At 71.8% G+C, this 14,460-nt stretch carries 14 protein-coding genes and 1 pseudogene; 5 read left to right on the top strand and 10 right to left on the bottom strand.

The window, feature by feature from the left end:
• Entirely contained in the window at window positions 1–429 is a 429-nt protein-coding gene (locus O7553_RS27580; RefSeq protein ID WP_281552464.1) for a DUF3151 domain-containing protein, read from the bottom strand.
• Between the two features lie 250 nt (window positions 430–679).
• Here O7553_RS27580 and O7553_RS27575 point away from each other — a divergent pair, with 250 nt between their 5' ends.
• Window positions 680–1,924 carry a hypothetical protein gene (locus O7553_RS27575; RefSeq protein ID WP_281552463.1) on the top strand — a complete coding sequence of 415 codons (1,245 nt, stop codon included), beginning with the start codon at window positions 680–682 and terminating at the stop codon, window positions 1,922–1,924.
• 8 nt (window positions 1,925–1,932) lie between these two features.
• Here O7553_RS27575 and O7553_RS27570 read toward each other — a convergent pair whose 3' ends face one another.
• The 4 genes from O7553_RS27570 to O7553_RS27555 form a co-directional block, all read right to left on the bottom strand.
• Window positions 1,933–3,027 carry a MerR family transcriptional regulator gene (locus O7553_RS27570; RefSeq protein ID WP_281552462.1) on the bottom strand — a complete coding sequence of 365 codons (1,095 nt, stop codon included), beginning with the start codon at window positions 3,025–3,027 and terminating at the stop codon, window positions 1,933–1,935.
• Between the two features lie 108 nt (window positions 3,028–3,135).
• The gene (locus O7553_RS27565; RefSeq protein WP_278172659.1) at window positions 3,136–3,654 is read right to left on the bottom strand and encodes a hypothetical protein; all 519 of its coding nucleotides are present in this window, start codon (window positions 3,652–3,654) and stop codon (window positions 3,136–3,138) included.
• Between the two features lie 122 nt (window positions 3,655–3,776).
• Window positions 3,777–4,802 (bottom strand): class II fructose-bisphosphate aldolase, encoded by a 1,026-nt coding sequence (gene fbaA / locus O7553_RS27560; RefSeq protein WP_281552461.1) that lies wholly within the window; start codon window positions 4,800–4,802, stop codon window positions 3,777–3,779.
• Window positions 4,803–4,972: 170 nt separating this feature from the next.
• Window positions 4,973–5,356: a phage holin family protein gene (locus O7553_RS27555; protein ID WP_123606505.1), complete on the bottom strand. Its 384-nt coding sequence runs from the start codon at window positions 5,354–5,356 to the stop codon at window positions 4,973–4,975.
• A 141-nt stretch (window positions 5,357–5,497) separates the two neighbouring features.
• On the opposite strand from O7553_RS27555, the gene O7553_RS27550 reads away from it, so the two are divergent.
• From O7553_RS27550 to O7553_RS27535, 4 genes and pseudogenes are all read left to right on the top strand, one after another.
• Complete coding sequence (locus tag O7553_RS27550) at window positions 5,498–5,713, top strand: hypothetical protein (protein ID WP_123606506.1); 216 nt, start codon at window positions 5,498–5,500, stop codon at window positions 5,711–5,713.
• Between the two features lie 117 nt (window positions 5,714–5,830).
• On the top strand, window positions 5,831–7,318 hold the full coding sequence (locus O7553_RS27545) for a 3' terminal RNA ribose 2'-O-methyltransferase Hen1 (RefSeq protein WP_281555779.1): 1,488 nt from the start codon (window positions 5,831–5,833) through the stop codon (window positions 7,316–7,318).
• Window positions 7,315–9,881 (top strand): annotated as a pseudogene (locus O7553_RS27540) (polynucleotide kinase-phosphatase). Before O7553_RS27545 ends, O7553_RS27540 begins: the two are co-directional and overlap by 4 nt.
• 25 nt (window positions 9,882–9,906) lie before the next feature.
• Window positions 9,907–10,845, top strand: a complete 939-nt coding sequence (locus tag O7553_RS27535) for a DUF368 domain-containing protein (RefSeq protein WP_281552460.1) — start codon at window positions 9,907–9,909, stop codon at window positions 10,843–10,845.
• A 39-nt stretch (window positions 10,846–10,884) separates the two neighbouring features.
• On the opposite strand, the gene O7553_RS27530 is transcribed toward O7553_RS27535, so the two are convergent.
• From O7553_RS27530 to O7553_RS27510, 5 genes are all read right to left on the bottom strand, one after another.
• Window positions 10,885–11,547: a class II aldolase/adducin family protein gene (locus O7553_RS27530; RefSeq protein ID WP_281552459.1), complete on the bottom strand. Its 663-nt coding sequence runs from the start codon at window positions 11,545–11,547 to the stop codon at window positions 10,885–10,887.
• Between the two features lie 78 nt (window positions 11,548–11,625).
• Window positions 11,626–12,003 (bottom strand): metalloregulator ArsR/SmtB family transcription factor, encoded by a 378-nt coding sequence (locus O7553_RS27525; RefSeq protein WP_123606510.1) that lies wholly within the window; start codon window positions 12,001–12,003, stop codon window positions 11,626–11,628.
• Window positions 12,004–12,061: 58 nt separating this feature from the next.
• Window positions 12,062–12,601 carry an orotate phosphoribosyltransferase gene (gene pyrE, locus O7553_RS27520; protein ID WP_281552458.1) on the bottom strand — a complete coding sequence of 180 codons (540 nt, stop codon included), beginning with the start codon at window positions 12,599–12,601 and terminating at the stop codon, window positions 12,062–12,064.
• Window positions 12,602–12,755: 154 nt separating this feature from the next.
• Window positions 12,756–13,547, bottom strand: coding sequence for an SDR family oxidoreductase (locus O7553_RS27515; RefSeq protein ID WP_281552457.1), 792 nt, complete (start codon window positions 13,545–13,547; stop codon window positions 12,756–12,758).
• Window positions 13,548–13,631: 84 nt separating this feature from the next.
• A complete protein-coding gene (locus O7553_RS27510; protein WP_281552456.1) occupies window positions 13,632–14,414 on the bottom strand; it encodes a hypothetical protein in 783 nt (260 codons plus the stop codon).
• Between the last annotated feature and the right edge of the window lie 46 nt (window positions 14,415–14,460).

Below are 14,460 nucleotides of genomic sequence, written 5' to 3'. Positions count from 1 at the left end.
TCAACTGCTGGCGAGAGCGTCCCCGGCGGCCGGGTCGCAGTCCCGCAGGAACTGCGCGCACCGGGCGGCCTCGTCGCTCTCACCGATCTCGCCGGCCGCCCGGGACAGCAGGTGCAGGCAGGCCAGGAAACCCTGGTTCGGCCGGTGCGACCAGGGCACCGGGCCGTGCCCCTTCCAGCCGCTGCGGCGCAGCTGGTCCAGGCCCCGGTGGTAGCCGGTGCGGGCGTAGGCGTACGCGGCGACGACCTCGCCCCTGGTGAACGCACGCTGGGCGAGCACCGCCCAGGCCCGACTGTAGGTGGGGTGGCGGCCGGCGGCAGCGGCGTACGCCTCCTCGGTGTCCACCTGGGCAGCCTCGGCAAGAGCCGCCTCGGCCTGCTCGTCGCCGGGCAGCGTGGTGGCCGGCGGTTCGGGCAACAGGTTCTGCATTTTGCCCATTCAACCTGTATTCGCAGCGACATGGTGTCTGAACGGATGAGTCCTTCGTCACGCGTGCGGCGGGTGTGCCGATGCCGGTACTCGACTAGAAATAGAGGTCCGGAGCCTCCCCAGGAACCGGTTTGGGAAGCCCGGTGGCCTCGTGCCACCGGGCTTCGCTGCACGACCGCAGGCTTCGCCGTACCACCGGGCTTCGCTGCGCCATGCCACGCCGGTTGCGGCGGTACGGAAAAATGGCCGGATGCCCACGCCACCTCCCGCAGCGCTGTCCGGCGACTACGACTCCACCCCGCACGAGGTGGAGTCCCGCGCCGAGCTCGACCATCATCTGCGCGCCGGCAGCCTGGCCGGGCTGACCGTGCAGGGACTGCAGCTCGACGTACCGCCGGTGCCCGACCTCACCGACATCGACCTCACCGACACGTTGTTTCTGGGCTGTTCGTTCCCGTCGGCGGCGGCGGAAGCGGAGCTGGTGCGCCGGGGCGCGCACGTGGTCCCACCGTTCGCCGGGCGGCCGTACCCGAGCCACCCGCCCCGGCTGTACACCCCGGCCGACCTGGCCGCCGGGTTCGCCGAGCACGGTGCCGACGGGATGTACGACAACCTGGTCTACCGGCATTTCCGCCGGCACGGCGGCGCCCAGCCGCAGATCCGCGAGGCGCTGGCCCAGCGGCTGCACGACCACGGCATCGACAACGCGCTCGCCGACGCCACCCGGACCTGGATCGACCGGTACGGGCCGGCCTCGGTGATCGGGGTGATGGGCGGGCACGCGGTGCCGCGCGGCACCTCCGCGTACCGGCTGGCCGCCACGCTCGGCTGGGAGCTGGCCCGGGCCGGCCGGCTGGTGGTCACCGGCGGCGGGCCGGGCGTGATGGAGGCGGCGAACCTCGGCGCGTACCTGAGCAGCCACGACGCCGAAGAGCTGACCGACGCCATCGACCTGCTGGCCGGCGCGCCGGACTACGCAGACCAGCAGCCGTACACCGCCGCCGCGCTGGCGGTCCGCGACCGGTACCCGGTCGACGCGGCGGTGTCCGACGACAGCGGCTCCGGCTGGGCGCGGGCCGGCGGGCTCGCCATCCCCACCTGGCTGTACGGGCACGAACCGGCCAACCTGTTCGCCGGCCGGATCGCCAAGTACTTCTGCAACGCCGTCCGGGAGGACACCATCCTGCGGCTGGCCCGGGGCGGCATCGTGTTCGCGCCGGGCCGGGCCGGCACCGTGCAGGAGGTGTTCCAGGCGGCCACGAAGACGTTCTACGGCACCGACGGGGCCAGCGGCCCGTACGTCTTCCTGGACCGCGCCTTCTGGACCCAGACCCTGCCGGTCGAGGCGATGCTGGCGCCGCTGCTGGCGCTGTCCCCGGCCGGCGACCTGTCCCCGCTGATCCGGCTCACCGACGACGTGCACGAGGCGGTCGCGCTGCTCACCGCCGACGCGCTGCCGCCGGTCGTACCGCACCAGGTCACCAGGTCGAGCTGACCTTCGGCTCAGGGCACGACGTCGGCGACGACGCAGGCGACGTTGTCCGGGGCACCCGCCTGGTACGCCAGGTCGATCACCGTGCGTACCGTCTCGGCCGGGTCGAGCCCGGCGGCGACCGCGGCGGCGAGGTCGTCGTCGGGCACCACCGCCCAGACCCCGTCGGAGCAGAGCAGATACCGGTCGTACGCGACGATCCGATGCGCCGCGTACGCCGGTTTCGCCGTCCCGGTGCCGTCCAGCGCCTGGGTGAGCAGCGCCCGCCGCCGGTGTGCCAGCGCCAGCGCCGGGTCGAGCCGGCCGGCGTCCACCAGCGCCTGCACGTAGCTGTCGTCGCGGGTGAGCCGGGTCAGTGCGCCGCCCCGCCACCGGTACGCCCGGGTGTCGCCGACGTGCACCAGCTCGAACCGGTCGCCGACCTGCAGCAACGCGGTCACCGTACTGACCGGCGACGCACCCGTGCCGGCACCCACCTGGCGGATCGCGTCGTCGGCGGCGCGGTACGCGTCCGCCAGGGCCGTGCCCGGCGCATCCGCCAGGACCGTGCCCGGCGCATCCGACGGTCCGGTGTCGAGCTGCGCGAGCGCCTTGATCACCGCGCTGCTGGCCTGCGCCCCACCCGGGCCGGCGGCACCGTCGGCGACCGCGAGCAGTCGGCGTCCGGCGTACGCCCGGTCCTCGTTGCTGGTCCGCACCCGGCCGATGTCGGTACGGACGGCGCTACGCAGGCCGAAGCCTGCCGGTCGGTCGGTCATTGTCGTTCTCCTCGTCTGGAGTTCCGCGACGAGGCTGGTCACGAGTTGTTCCCTGGCCGCCGTCTCGGCCTGGGTGGCCGACCACCAGCGGGCGATCTCCCCGGCGACGGCCACCGGGTCGTCCGGCCAGTGCGCGCAGACCTGCCGAACGCGGCGCAGCGGCATCCCGCCACGCCGCAGCCGGGCCATTAACCGGGCCAGCTCCAGCTGCTCCGGCCGGTAGTAGCGGTAGCCGGACTCCGGGTCGACGGCCGCCGGCCGGAGCAGCCCCGTGTCGGCGTAGATCCGCAACGCCTTGACCGTCAGTCCGGCGGCGCGGGCGAACGCGCCGATGGTGAGCAGCCGCATCGTGCCCCTCCTCGTGCCGGCCGTGGTCGACCGGCAAGGGTCATGCTGTGGTCGGCCCCAAGGTCCGGGTCAAGCCCGTCGGCGGGGTCGGGCCAAGCATCGGTGGGCTCAGGCGACGGGGCGGCGGCGCCAGGCGACGATCGGCAGCTCGACGTCGGGCTCGGCGGACAGGCCGTTCTCGTCGAGGGCGTTCTGTACGGCCAACCGGGCCCCGTCGAAAAGGAACTCGACGGCGTGCAGCACGTGCGGACGCCAGTGCGACGGCATGATCCGCTCGATCACGTTGACCGCCCGCAGCGGTCGGCCCCGGGCCGGCAGAGGCGCCGGATGCCGGTCGCTGTGCCAGTCCAGCCGCAGGCCGGGCAGGTCCAGCGGCATGGACATGTCGACCTGGTTCCAGGTGATCGCGCATTCGTCGAACTTGCGGTGGGTGACCTCGACGTTGACGTCACCGAAGCCGAGGATGACCGGGCCGTTTGCGTACCAGGTATCCAGGTCGAGGTCCCACATCAGCCAGGTGTCGACCAGTGGGCGTCCGATGATGCGGGAGAACCGGGCCCGGTGGGCGGCGGCGAGCGTCGCGGCGTCGTGGCACCACTGTGGCTCGTACCCATCGATGCCGAGCACGACCGACCTCCGCAGCGGACCACTCTGAATCGGTAGATCCTACCGGTGTGGTTCGTACGACGGCGACGCGCGGCCGGCCCCGGGGTACGGGACCGGCCGCGCGGCGAGTGGTTCGGTGGGTGTTACTTGGCCAGCGTGGTGCCGGTGGAGCGCAGGTGCTCGCAGGCGTCGACGACCCGCTTGGCCATCCCGGCCTCGGCCGCCTTGCCCCAGGCCCGGGGGTCGTACGACTTCTTGTCGCCGACCTCGCCGTCGATCTTCAGCACCCCGTCGTACTTGGTGAACATGTGGGTGACGACCGGGCGGGTGAAGGCGTACTGGGTGTCGGTGTCGATGTTCATCTTCACCACGCCGTAGTCCAGCGCGGCCCGGATCTCCTCCAGCAGCGAGCCGGAGCCGCCGTGGAAGACCAGGCTGAGCGGCTTCTCCTTGCCGTACTTGGCGCCGACCGCGTCCTGGATCTCCTTGAGGATCTCCGGCCGCAGCTTGACGTTGCCCGGCTTGTAGACGCCGTGCACGTTGCCGAAGGTGAGCGCCGCCATGTAGCGGCCCTTCTCGCCGAGACCGAGCGCCTCGACCATGGCCAGCCCGTCCTCGACGGTGGTGTACAGCTTCTCGTCGATGGCACCGACGACGCCGTCCTCCTCGCCGCCGACGACGCCGACCTCGATCTCCAGCACGACCTTGGCGGCGGCGGCCTCGGCCAGCAGCTCGGTGGCGATCTCCAGGTTCTCCTTCAGCGGTACGGCGGAGCCGTCCCACATGTGCGACTGGAACAGCGGCGCGCCACCGGCGGCGACCCGCTCCTTGGAGGCGGCCAGCAGCGGGCGGACGAAGCCGTCGAGCTTGCCCTTCGGGCAGTGGTCGGTGTGCAGCGCAATGTTGACCGGGTACTTCTTGGCCACCTCCTCGGCGAAGGCGGCGAAGGCCAGCGAGCCGCTGACCATGTCCTTGATGGTCGGGCCGGACAGGTACTCGGCACCACCGGTGGAGACCTGGATGATGCCGTCGCTCTCCGCCTCGGCGAAGCCCTGCAGCGCGGCGTTGAGGGTCTGCGAGGACGTGACGTTGATGGCGGGGTACGCGAACGCGCCGGCCTTGGCGCGGTCAAGCATCTCGGCGTAGACCTCGGGAGAGGCGATGGGCATCTCGAACGCTCCTTTGTACCGGTTCGGCCCGTCGACGGGCCGGATTCCATGCTCAGCTCACTGCGCTGGACCGCGCTGTCCTCCGCTAGGCAGTATCCCGCAGCGGCACTGCCCCGGCGACATCGGCCCTGTCTGTGGGCCTGCGACATCGGCCCTGTCTGTGGGCACGGTCAGCGGCGGTCGTACTTGTCGGGGATGACCAGGCTGATCAGCCAGCCGACGACGGCCATGACGATCGCTCCCCAGAATGCCGGCCAGAACCCGTCGATGGCGAACGGCAGGTCCAGTTGTTGCGCCAGCCAGTCGGTCAGCAGGAAGAGCAGGGCGTTGACGACCAGTGCGAACAGGCCGAGGGTGAGGAGGTAGAAGACACAGCCGACGACCTTGATGACCGGTTTGAGGACCGCGTTGACCAGTCCGAAGATCAGCGCCACGATGACCAGGGTCAGCGCGTTGTTGGTCGCGGTGTCACCGGTGACGTCGATGCCGGGCACGATCAGCGTGGTTATCCACAGGGCGACCGCGTTGACCGCGAGCCTGATCAGGAATCCCATACTGCCATCCTGCCACCCGGAGTAAACCACTGCGCCACAAAAACGGACAAGCCTCTTATCTTGGACGGTGGTCGGCGGGCACCCCGGTTGACCCGTACCGTGGTGGGAGCACCGGTACGGACGAACGAACGGAGGCGAGACATGACCTACCCGGACGAGGACATCGCCCCAGGGGACCACCTCGCTCCCGAGGAACGTGACCCGGAGGCGCCCGCCGACGACGCGGTCGAGCAGTCGGTCGTGGCCAACCCGGTCGAGCAGCAGCCCGAGGTGCACCGCGGTCTGGAGGTCGACGACTGGGACGCGGTCGAGCAGTCCCGCATCGTCGACCTCGATGATGACGACGGCTACCGCTGACCGTTGACCGCGTCGGAGCGGCCGCCACGCATCCGCGATAAGACGGAAACCGCGCATCAGCGATAACCGGTGTCGACCGGTGTCGACCGGTGGCGGCCGGCTGGCACCATCACCCGGGTGCTGATGACCGTGACGACGACCCACCGGCCCGCCACCGACCTCGGCTACCTGCTGGTCAAACATCCGGACCGGATGCAGTCGTTCGACGTACCCACCGGCACGGCGCACGTGTTCTACCCGGAGGCCACCGAGCAGCGCTGCACCGCCGCGCTGCTGCTCGACGTCGACCCGGCGCGGCTCGCCGCCGGCGGCCCGCGCCGTGGCCGGCGCACGGCCGCGATGCCGGAGAGCTTCACCCTCGGCCAGTACGTCAACGACCGGCCGTACGCCGCGTCCAGCCTGCTCGCCGCCGCCCTCGCCAAGGTGTTCCGGTCCGCGCTGCGCGGTGAGAGCCGGGACCGCCCCGAGCTGCCCGGCACCGCCCTGCCGTTGACCATCCGGGTGCCGGTGCTGCGCTGCCGGGGCGGCGCCGCCCTCGCCGAGCGCCTGTTCAGCCCGCTCGGCTGGACGGTGACTGCCCGGCCCATCCCACTGGACGAGCGCTACCCGCAGTGGGGGGACAGCCGCTACGTCGACCTCACCCTGACCGGCACGCTGCGGGTCGCCGACGCGCTCAACCACCTGTATGTGCTGCTGCCGGTGCTGGACGACGCCAAGCACTACTGGATCGCCCCGGACGAGTTGGACAAGCTGATCCGGGCCGGCGAGGGCTGGCTGGCCGGCCACCCGGAACGCCGGTTGATCACCCGGCGCTACCTGGCCCACCGCCGGGTGCTCGCCCGACGCGCCGAGGACCGGCTCGCCGAGGCGCGGGCCGCCGAGCTGCGGCTGGCCGACGCCGGCCCGGGTGCCGACGAGGACGCGGGGCTGCCGGCGGCGGTCCGGCCGCGACCGCTGGCAGCGACCCGCCGGGCCGCCGTGCTCACCGCGCTGGCCGAGGCCGGTGCCACCCGGGTGCTCGACCTGGGCTGCGGCGGCGGTGCACTGCTGACCGAACTGCTCGCCCAGCCCCGGTTCACCGAGATCGTCGGCACCGACGTGTCGGCCCGGGCGCTGGAGCTGGCCGCCCGGCGGCTGCGACTGGACCGGCTCCCGGCGCGCCAGCAGCAGCGGGTACGGCTGTGGCAGTCGGCGCTGACCTACCGCGACGACCGGCTGCGCGGCTACGACGCCGCCGTACTGATGGAAGTCGTCGAGCACCTCGACCCGCCCCGGCTGCCGGCGCTGGCCGAAGCGGTCTTCGGCCACGCCCGCCCCGCAACCGTGCTGGTGACCACCCCGAACGTGGAGTACAACGTGCGCTACGAAGGCCTCGCCGCGGGCGCGCTGCGGCACCCGGACCACCGGTTCGAGTGGACCCGCGCCGAGTTCGCCGACTGGGCCGGCCGGGTCGCCGCGGCGTACGGCTACCGGGTCGGGTTCCGGCCGGTCGGCCAGGTCGATCCGGACGTGGGGCCGCCGACCCAACTGGCGGTCTTCACCCGCGACGACGCCGGCCCGGACAGCACCGGCCCGAACGGCGCGGGCGCCGGGGGTGCCCGGTGACCGTACTGGAGATCCCCGAACTCGCCCTGATCGCCCTGGTCGGTGTCTCCGGCTCCGGCAAGTCGACCTTCGCCCGCCGGCACTTCGCCGCCACCCAGGTGCTCTCCTCGGACACCTTCCGGGCAATGGTCGCCGACGACGAGAACGACCAGTCGGCGTCGGCGGACGCCTTCGACGCGCTGCACTACGTCGCCGGCAAGCGGCTGCGGGCTGGCCGGCTCACTGTGGTCGACGCCACCAACCTGCAGGAACATGCCCGGGCCGGGCTCGTCGCCGTCGCCCGGGAACACGACGTACTGCCGGTCGCGGTGGTGCTCGACGTGCCCGAGCAGCTCTGCTGGGAACGGACCCAGGGCCGGGTCGACCGCGCCTTCGGCCGACACGTGATCACCCGGATGCAGCGTGATCTGCGCCGCTCGGTCGGCCGGCTGGCCCGGGAAGGCTTCCGGCACGTGTTCGTGCTGCGCGGCACCGACGAGATCGACGCCGCCGAGATCCGGCTGACCCGGCTGTACAACGACCGGCGGGAGCTGACCGGGCCGTTCGACATCATCGGTGACGTGCACGGCTGCCGCGCCGAACTGGAGGCGCTGCTGACGAAGCTGGGTTGGGCGCTCGACCGCGACGACGCCGGCCGACCGATCGACGCCCGGCACCCGCAGGGGCGTACCGCGGTCTTCGTCGGTGACCTGGTCGACCGCGGCCCGGACTCGCCCGGCGTGCTGCGCCTGGTGATGGGGATGGTGCGGGCCGGCACCGCGCTCTGCGTGCCCGGCAACCACGAGCAGAAGCTGCTGCGCAAGCTGCGGGGCCGCAAGGTGACCGTGTCGCACGGGCTGGCCGAGACCCTGGAGCAGCTGGCCGCCGAACCGGCCGGGTTCACCGACGAGGTCGTCAAGTTCATCGACGGCCTGGTCAGCCACTACCGGCTCGACGGCGGTGCGCTGGTGGTGGCGCACGCCGGGCTCAAGGCCGAATACCAGGGCCGGGCTTCCGGCCGGGTGCGCGGCTTCGCGCTGTACGGGGAGACCACCGGTGAGACCGACGAGTACGGCCTGCCGGTGCGCTACCCGTGGGCCCGCGACTACCGGGGTGCCGCCACCGTGGTCTACGGGCACACCCCGACTACCCGCCCCGACTGGGTGAACAACACCATCTGCATCGACACCGGTTGCGTCTTCGGTGGCCGGCTGACCGCGCTGCGCTACCCGTCGCGGGATCTCGTCTCGGTGCCGGCCGACCGCGAGTACTACCCGCCGATGCGGCCGCTGACGGCCGAGCCGGGTGCCGCCGACGGCACCGGACCTGGGACGGACCGCCCCGACGACGTGCTGGACCTGCGTGACGTCACCGGCCGCCGGCACATCGACTACGGCTACGGGACCACGACGGTCCCGGCGGAGAACGCGGCCGCCGCGTTGGAGGTGATGAGTCGTTTCGCGGTGGATCCCCGGTGGCTGGTCTGGCTACCGCCGACCATGGCTCCCTGCTCGACGTCGACCCGGGACGGGTTCCTGGAGCATCCGGCGGAGGCGTTCGCCGACTACCGGGCCGCCGGTGTCGACCGGGTGGTCTGCCAGGAGAAGCACATGGGATCCCGGGCGGTGGTGCTGGTCTGCCGCGACCCGGCGGGCGACCCGCTGTTCGGCCACGGCGGCGGGGTGGTGCACACCCGGACCGGGCGGCCGTTCTTCACCTCAGGTGAGCGGACCGACGCGTTGCTGTCCCGGATCCGGACTGCGGCCGAGGCCGCCGGGCTGTGGCAACGGCTGGCCACCGGTGCCGGGCCGGCCGGTTGGCTGCTGCTCGACTGCGAGCTGCTGCCCTGGTCGGCGAAGGCGCTCGGGCTGATCCGCGACCAGTACGCCAGCGTCGCCGCCGCCGGCCGGGCCGCGCTGCCCGCTGCGTTGGACGTACTCGACGCCGCCGCCGGTCGGGGCCTGCCGGTCGGGCAACTGCGTGCCCGGTTGGCCCGGCGGGCCGTTGACGTCGACCGGTACGCCGACGCCTACCGGGCCTACGTCGGTGACCCGGACGCGGTGACGTTGGCGCCGTTCGCGGTGCTGGCCGCAGCGGCCACTCGCCCGCCGGCCGGGACCACGGCTGGCACCTGGAGTGCGCGGACGCGCTGGTGGCGGCCGATCCACAGCTGTTCACCACCACCCGACGGCGGGTGGTCGACCTGGCCGACGACGCGGCGGTGGCCGACGCCACCGACTGGTGGTCGGAGCTGACGGCGGCCGGCGGTGAGGGCATGGTGGTCAAGCCGTACGCCGGACTGGCCGCCCGCAGCGGCACCGGCCGGCTGCTGCAGCCTGGCGTCAAGTGCCGGGGCCGGGAGTATCTGCGGATCATCTACGGCCCGGAGTACACCGAACCGGAGCGGCTGGCCGCGCTGCGCCGTCGATCGTTGGGCCGCAAGCGGTCGATGGCGCTGCGCGAACACGGTCTCGGTCTGGCCGCGCTGGATCTGCTGGCCGCCGGCGCACCGCTGTGGCGCCGACACGAGCTGGTCTTCGCGGTGCTCGCCTGCGAGTCCGAACCGGTCGACCCCCGACTGTGAACACTGGCCCGGTATGGTTCTGCAAATGTCAGTGCGCGAACGTGTCGGCCATGTGTTCCGGGGGGCGGCGATCGGGGTGGCAGAGGCCGTCCCGGGAGTCAGCGGTGGGACCATCGCCCTGGTCACCGGCGTGTACGAGCGGCTCATCGCCTCGGCCGGGCACCTGATCAGCGCGGTCCGGTACGCGGTCACCGACGTGCCCCGCAAGCAGGGCTGGGCACGCAGCCGGGAGCAGTTCCGGCAGGTGCACTGGGGAGTGATCATCCCGCTGGCGCTGGGCATGCTGCCCGGTCTGCTGATCGCCGCCCGGCTGCTGGAGCCGATGCTGGAGGAGCACCCAGAGCAGACCCGAGGGTTGTTCTTCGGCCTGGTGCTGGCCTCGGTGCTGGTGCCGGTTTCGATGATCGGCCGGCCGTGGCGCGGCCGGGACGTGTTCGCGGTGGTCGCCGCCGGGGTCGCGGCGTTCGTGCTGACCGGTCTGCCATCGGCCAGCATCGACCCGAACCCGGTGGTGGTGCTGCTGGCTGCGGCGGTCGCGGTCTGCGCGCTGGTGCTGCCGGGCGTGTCCGGGTCGTTCCTGCTGCTGACCGTCGGGCTCTACGAGCCGACCATCGAGGCGGTCAACGACCGGGACTTCGGCTACCTGGCGGTCTTTGCCGTCGGCATGCTCGTCGGGTTGACGCTGTTCGTAAAGCTGCTGCAGTACCTGTTGGAGCACCACCGGCGGGTGACCCTGGCGGTGATGACCGGAGTGATTGTCGGCAGCTTGCGGGCGCTGTGGCCGTGGCAGACCGAGGAGCGCGGGCTGCTCGCCCCTGGCGGCAACGTGCTGTCGGTGGTGTTGCTGCTGGTGCTGGGGGTCGCCATCGTCACCGCGATGGTGGTTCTGGAGCAGCGTCGGCTGCGCCGCGCGGCGGTCGATGTCACCCAGGAGGAGTCGCCGCAGCTGCCGACCCACCACTGAGCCCGGCCGGCCGGGTGTGGCCGATGCCGTGCCAGGGGTTCAGACGGTGCCGTGCTCCGCGTCCGGCAACTGGTCCAGGTAGTCGGCCGGCAGCGGCGTCAGGTCGTCGAGCCGACCGACGGCCAGTGCCCGGTAGGTGAGCCGGGCGGCCTCTTCCAGGTTGACCGCCCGTTTGTGGGCGAGCTCCACCGATCCGGCCAGTACGGAGCAGCCGTGCCGGGACAGGATCAGGCAGTTGGTGCCGTCGGCGGCCGCGTCGGCGGCGGCTCGGGCGAGACGCTGTCCGCCGGGCGGCGCGAACGGCACGGTGACGACGCGCCGCAGGTAGAAGGCGTGGTCGGTGGTGACCAGCCGGATCGGTACGCCGAGCGCGTCCAGCAGCAGCATGCTCTGCGGGTGCAGGTGCACGATGGCGCGGACGTCGGGGCGGGCACGGTAGACCGCCAGATGCAGCGCCAGCTCACTGGTCGGCCGGACCTGCGGTTCGTCGGGCAGGGTGCAGCCGTCCGCGATCCGCACCCGGGCGAACGATGCCGGGCCGAGCCGGTCCAGCCAGGTGCCGGACGCGGTTACCCAGCATTCATCGCCGCCCGGCAGGCGGGCGGACAGGTTGCCACCGGAGCCCACGACGAGACCGGCACGCACCACGTCGGACCCGACGTGGGCGAGCTGGTCCCGCAGATCGCCAGCGACGTACGTCACGCGGCGACCTCCGTAAACCTTGGGCACCTTGCCTGGCGGCTCCGCCTCCGCGAGTCGACCAGGCAAGGTGCCGTCAGGTCAGCGTGCCTTCTTGGTGGCGCGCTTACGCGGCGGGGTCAGCAGATCCGCGATCGTGGCGATCGCGGTCGGCACCAGCCGGTAGTAAGCCCACACTCCGCGCTTCTCCCGCTCCAGCAAGCCGGCCTCGGTGAGGATACGCAGGTGGTGGCTCACCGTCGGCTGGGAGAGCCCCAGCGGAGCAGTGAGGTCGCAGACGCAGGCCTCGCCTTCCGGTGCCGACTGGATCAGGCTGAGCAGCCTGAGTCGGGCCGGGTCGGCGAGCGCCTTGAGGACTCCAGCGAGTCGCTCCGCGTCCGCGCGTTCGATCGGCTCGCCGGCAAGCGGCGAGATTTGAGGCATGGTCATTTCAGCCAACGCAGTTCCCACGAAACCCATCCTTCCACCAAACAGCATCGATCCGCCTGCATATCAGCAGATCCGAATCGGCAAACTTTTAGGCCGGAAGGCCGAGGTCAGCCAACGTATAGGCGGCCCGATAGGCCAGTCCGGCTGCCCGAACCGCGTCACCGGCCCCACGATCGACGATCACCGCCACGCCGACCACCTCAGCTCCTGCCTTCTGTAGCGCCTCGACTGCGGTCAGTACGCTCCCACCGGTCGTCGAGGTGTCCTCCACTGCCAGCACCCGCCGGCCGGCCACGTCCGGCCCTTCGATCCGTCGCTGGAGTCCGTGCGTCTTGTCGGCCTTGCGCACCACGAAGGCGTCCAGTCGCCGTTGCTCCGCCGCAGCGGCGTGCAACATGGACAGAGCCACCGGGTCCGCTCCCAACGTCAGGCCGCCAACCGCCTCGTACTCCCAGTCCGCAGTGAGATCGAGCAGCACCCGTCCCACCAGCGGTGCGGCGGCGTGGTGCAGCGTCACCCGCCGCAGGTCGACGTACCAGTCAGCCTCGCGACCTGACGACAGCACCACCCTGCCGTGCACCACGGCCAGATCAGTGATGAATTTGCGCAGGTCGTCGTGGTCGCCCATGTCACAAAGAGTACTGCCCGTCACTGGGCCCCCATCCGCCGGCCCGGCAACTCGCCGATAACGCCATCCACGTCGCTAGCTGCCCATACACCACAAAACTCCAGGTCGCGGCAGCAGGAAGCGTTTCGACGGGCACGCTGGTACGCTCTCCGGCTCACTCGCGACCCTTCGGCCGGCCGGCGGCCAACCGGAGCAGCCCATGCGGAGCGTGACGCACCACAGTGGCGAGCGTCTTGTAGCGCCAGTCGGGGACGCTCACCGCCCGCCCCCTGGCCAGGTCCCGCAGACCATCGGCGACCACGTCGTCGGCCCGCAGCCACAGCCAGGTCGGCGAGCCGGAGGTCCGGATACCGGCGCGTTCGTGGAACTCGGTGCGGACGTAGCCCGGGCACAACGCCATCACCCGCACCCCGAGGTGGCGGACCGACATGTCGATCGACTCACTGAAGTTCGTCACCCAGGCCTTGCTCGCCGAATAGGTCGAACCAGCTGCTAACGGACCAAAGCCCGCCACCGACGAGACATTAATCACTCTGCCCTGTCGGCGTTGCACCATGCCGGGCAGGACGGCATGCGTCAACCGCAGCACCGCCTCCACATTGAGCCGCAGCAGCCGCAGCTCGTCCGCCTCGTCGGTGCGCCGGAACGACCGGTTCAGACCGATGCCCGCGTTGTTGACCAGCAGGTCGACCGGTGCGTCGACGGACCGCAGCCGGTCGGCCACGACGGTCACTCCACCGTCAGTAGCCAGGTCGGCGTCGAGCACCTCGACGGTCACGCCGTGCCGGTCGGCCAGGTCGTCAGCAAGCGTGGTGAGCCGCTGCCGGTCACGGGCGACCAGCACCAGCCGGTACCCGTCGCCGGCGAGCCGACGGGCGAAGCTGGCACCGAGGCCGGCAGTGGCCCCGGTGACCAGTGCGGTACGCAGGGCAGGCTTGTCCCCCACGTCGTCACCTCCTACGAGGACCGGGTCTCCCCGTACCGGCGGGTCGGTCCGCCCCGGGCGGACCGACCCGTGATCGACCGATCATCAGCTGGTCGGCGGCGGGGGGTTGCCCGGCGGATTCTCCGACGGTCCGGCAGCTGGCGGCGCACCTGGTGCCGGCGGCGGGCCGGGCGGGGTGGCCGGCGGCGGGCCGGCGGCCGGTGGTGTGCCGGGAGCGGCGGGGTAGCTCGGGTAGGCGCCGCCCGGCATCGGCGGCACGCCGTACCCGCCGCCCGGCACCGGCGGCTCCCAGGCGACGGCGGGCTTACGGAAGAAGTCGTTCGACGGCGGCAGCGCCAGCAGAATCAGCGCGGTCAGCAGCGCCAGCACGGTCACGACGCCGAGCAACAGGTTGGCCGGCTCATACCAGCCGGGCAGCGCGGCCTCCAGATCCCGTTGCACCTGCGCCGGGTCCGGCATGTTCGGGTCGGTGCTGGTCGGGCCGGTGGGCAACGCGCTGCCGGCCGCGCCGAGCGCGAGCCCGCCCCCGGAGCAGCAGAGGAAGATGCCACCGAGCACCCAGGTGACAATCCGAGACGGGTTCTTGCCCCGGTTGTTGAGCAGAGCCAGCACCACCAGGCCGGCGGCGATCAGCAGGCCGAAGATCGCGCCGGCGATCAGGGAGATCGTCGTGAGGCTGCTGATGGCCTCCATGTCGGTGCCGGCGTAGGCGTCCTCGTAGACCTGTTGCATCGTGCCCATCACCGACAGCGCGACGATCAGGCCGACGACCTGCAGCGCGGCGATCAGGTACAGCAGGTAACTCGAAATGGTGACGGTGCTCGGCCGCGCCTTGACCGGTGGCGCGGCCGGATTCGGATCCGACACGGCTCTCCTTCCCGAAGCTTCGGAAGATCACCGTAGCGGTACCCCG

The sequence above is a fragment of the Solwaraspora sp. WMMA2059 genome (genome assembly GCF_027497315.1).
In the GTDB taxonomy this organism is placed as follows: Bacteria; Actinomycetota; Actinomycetes; order Mycobacteriales; family Micromonosporaceae; genus Micromonospora_E.
Note: the sequence above shows the minus strand (reverse complement) of the source record. Positions and strands in the feature narration are given on the sequence as shown.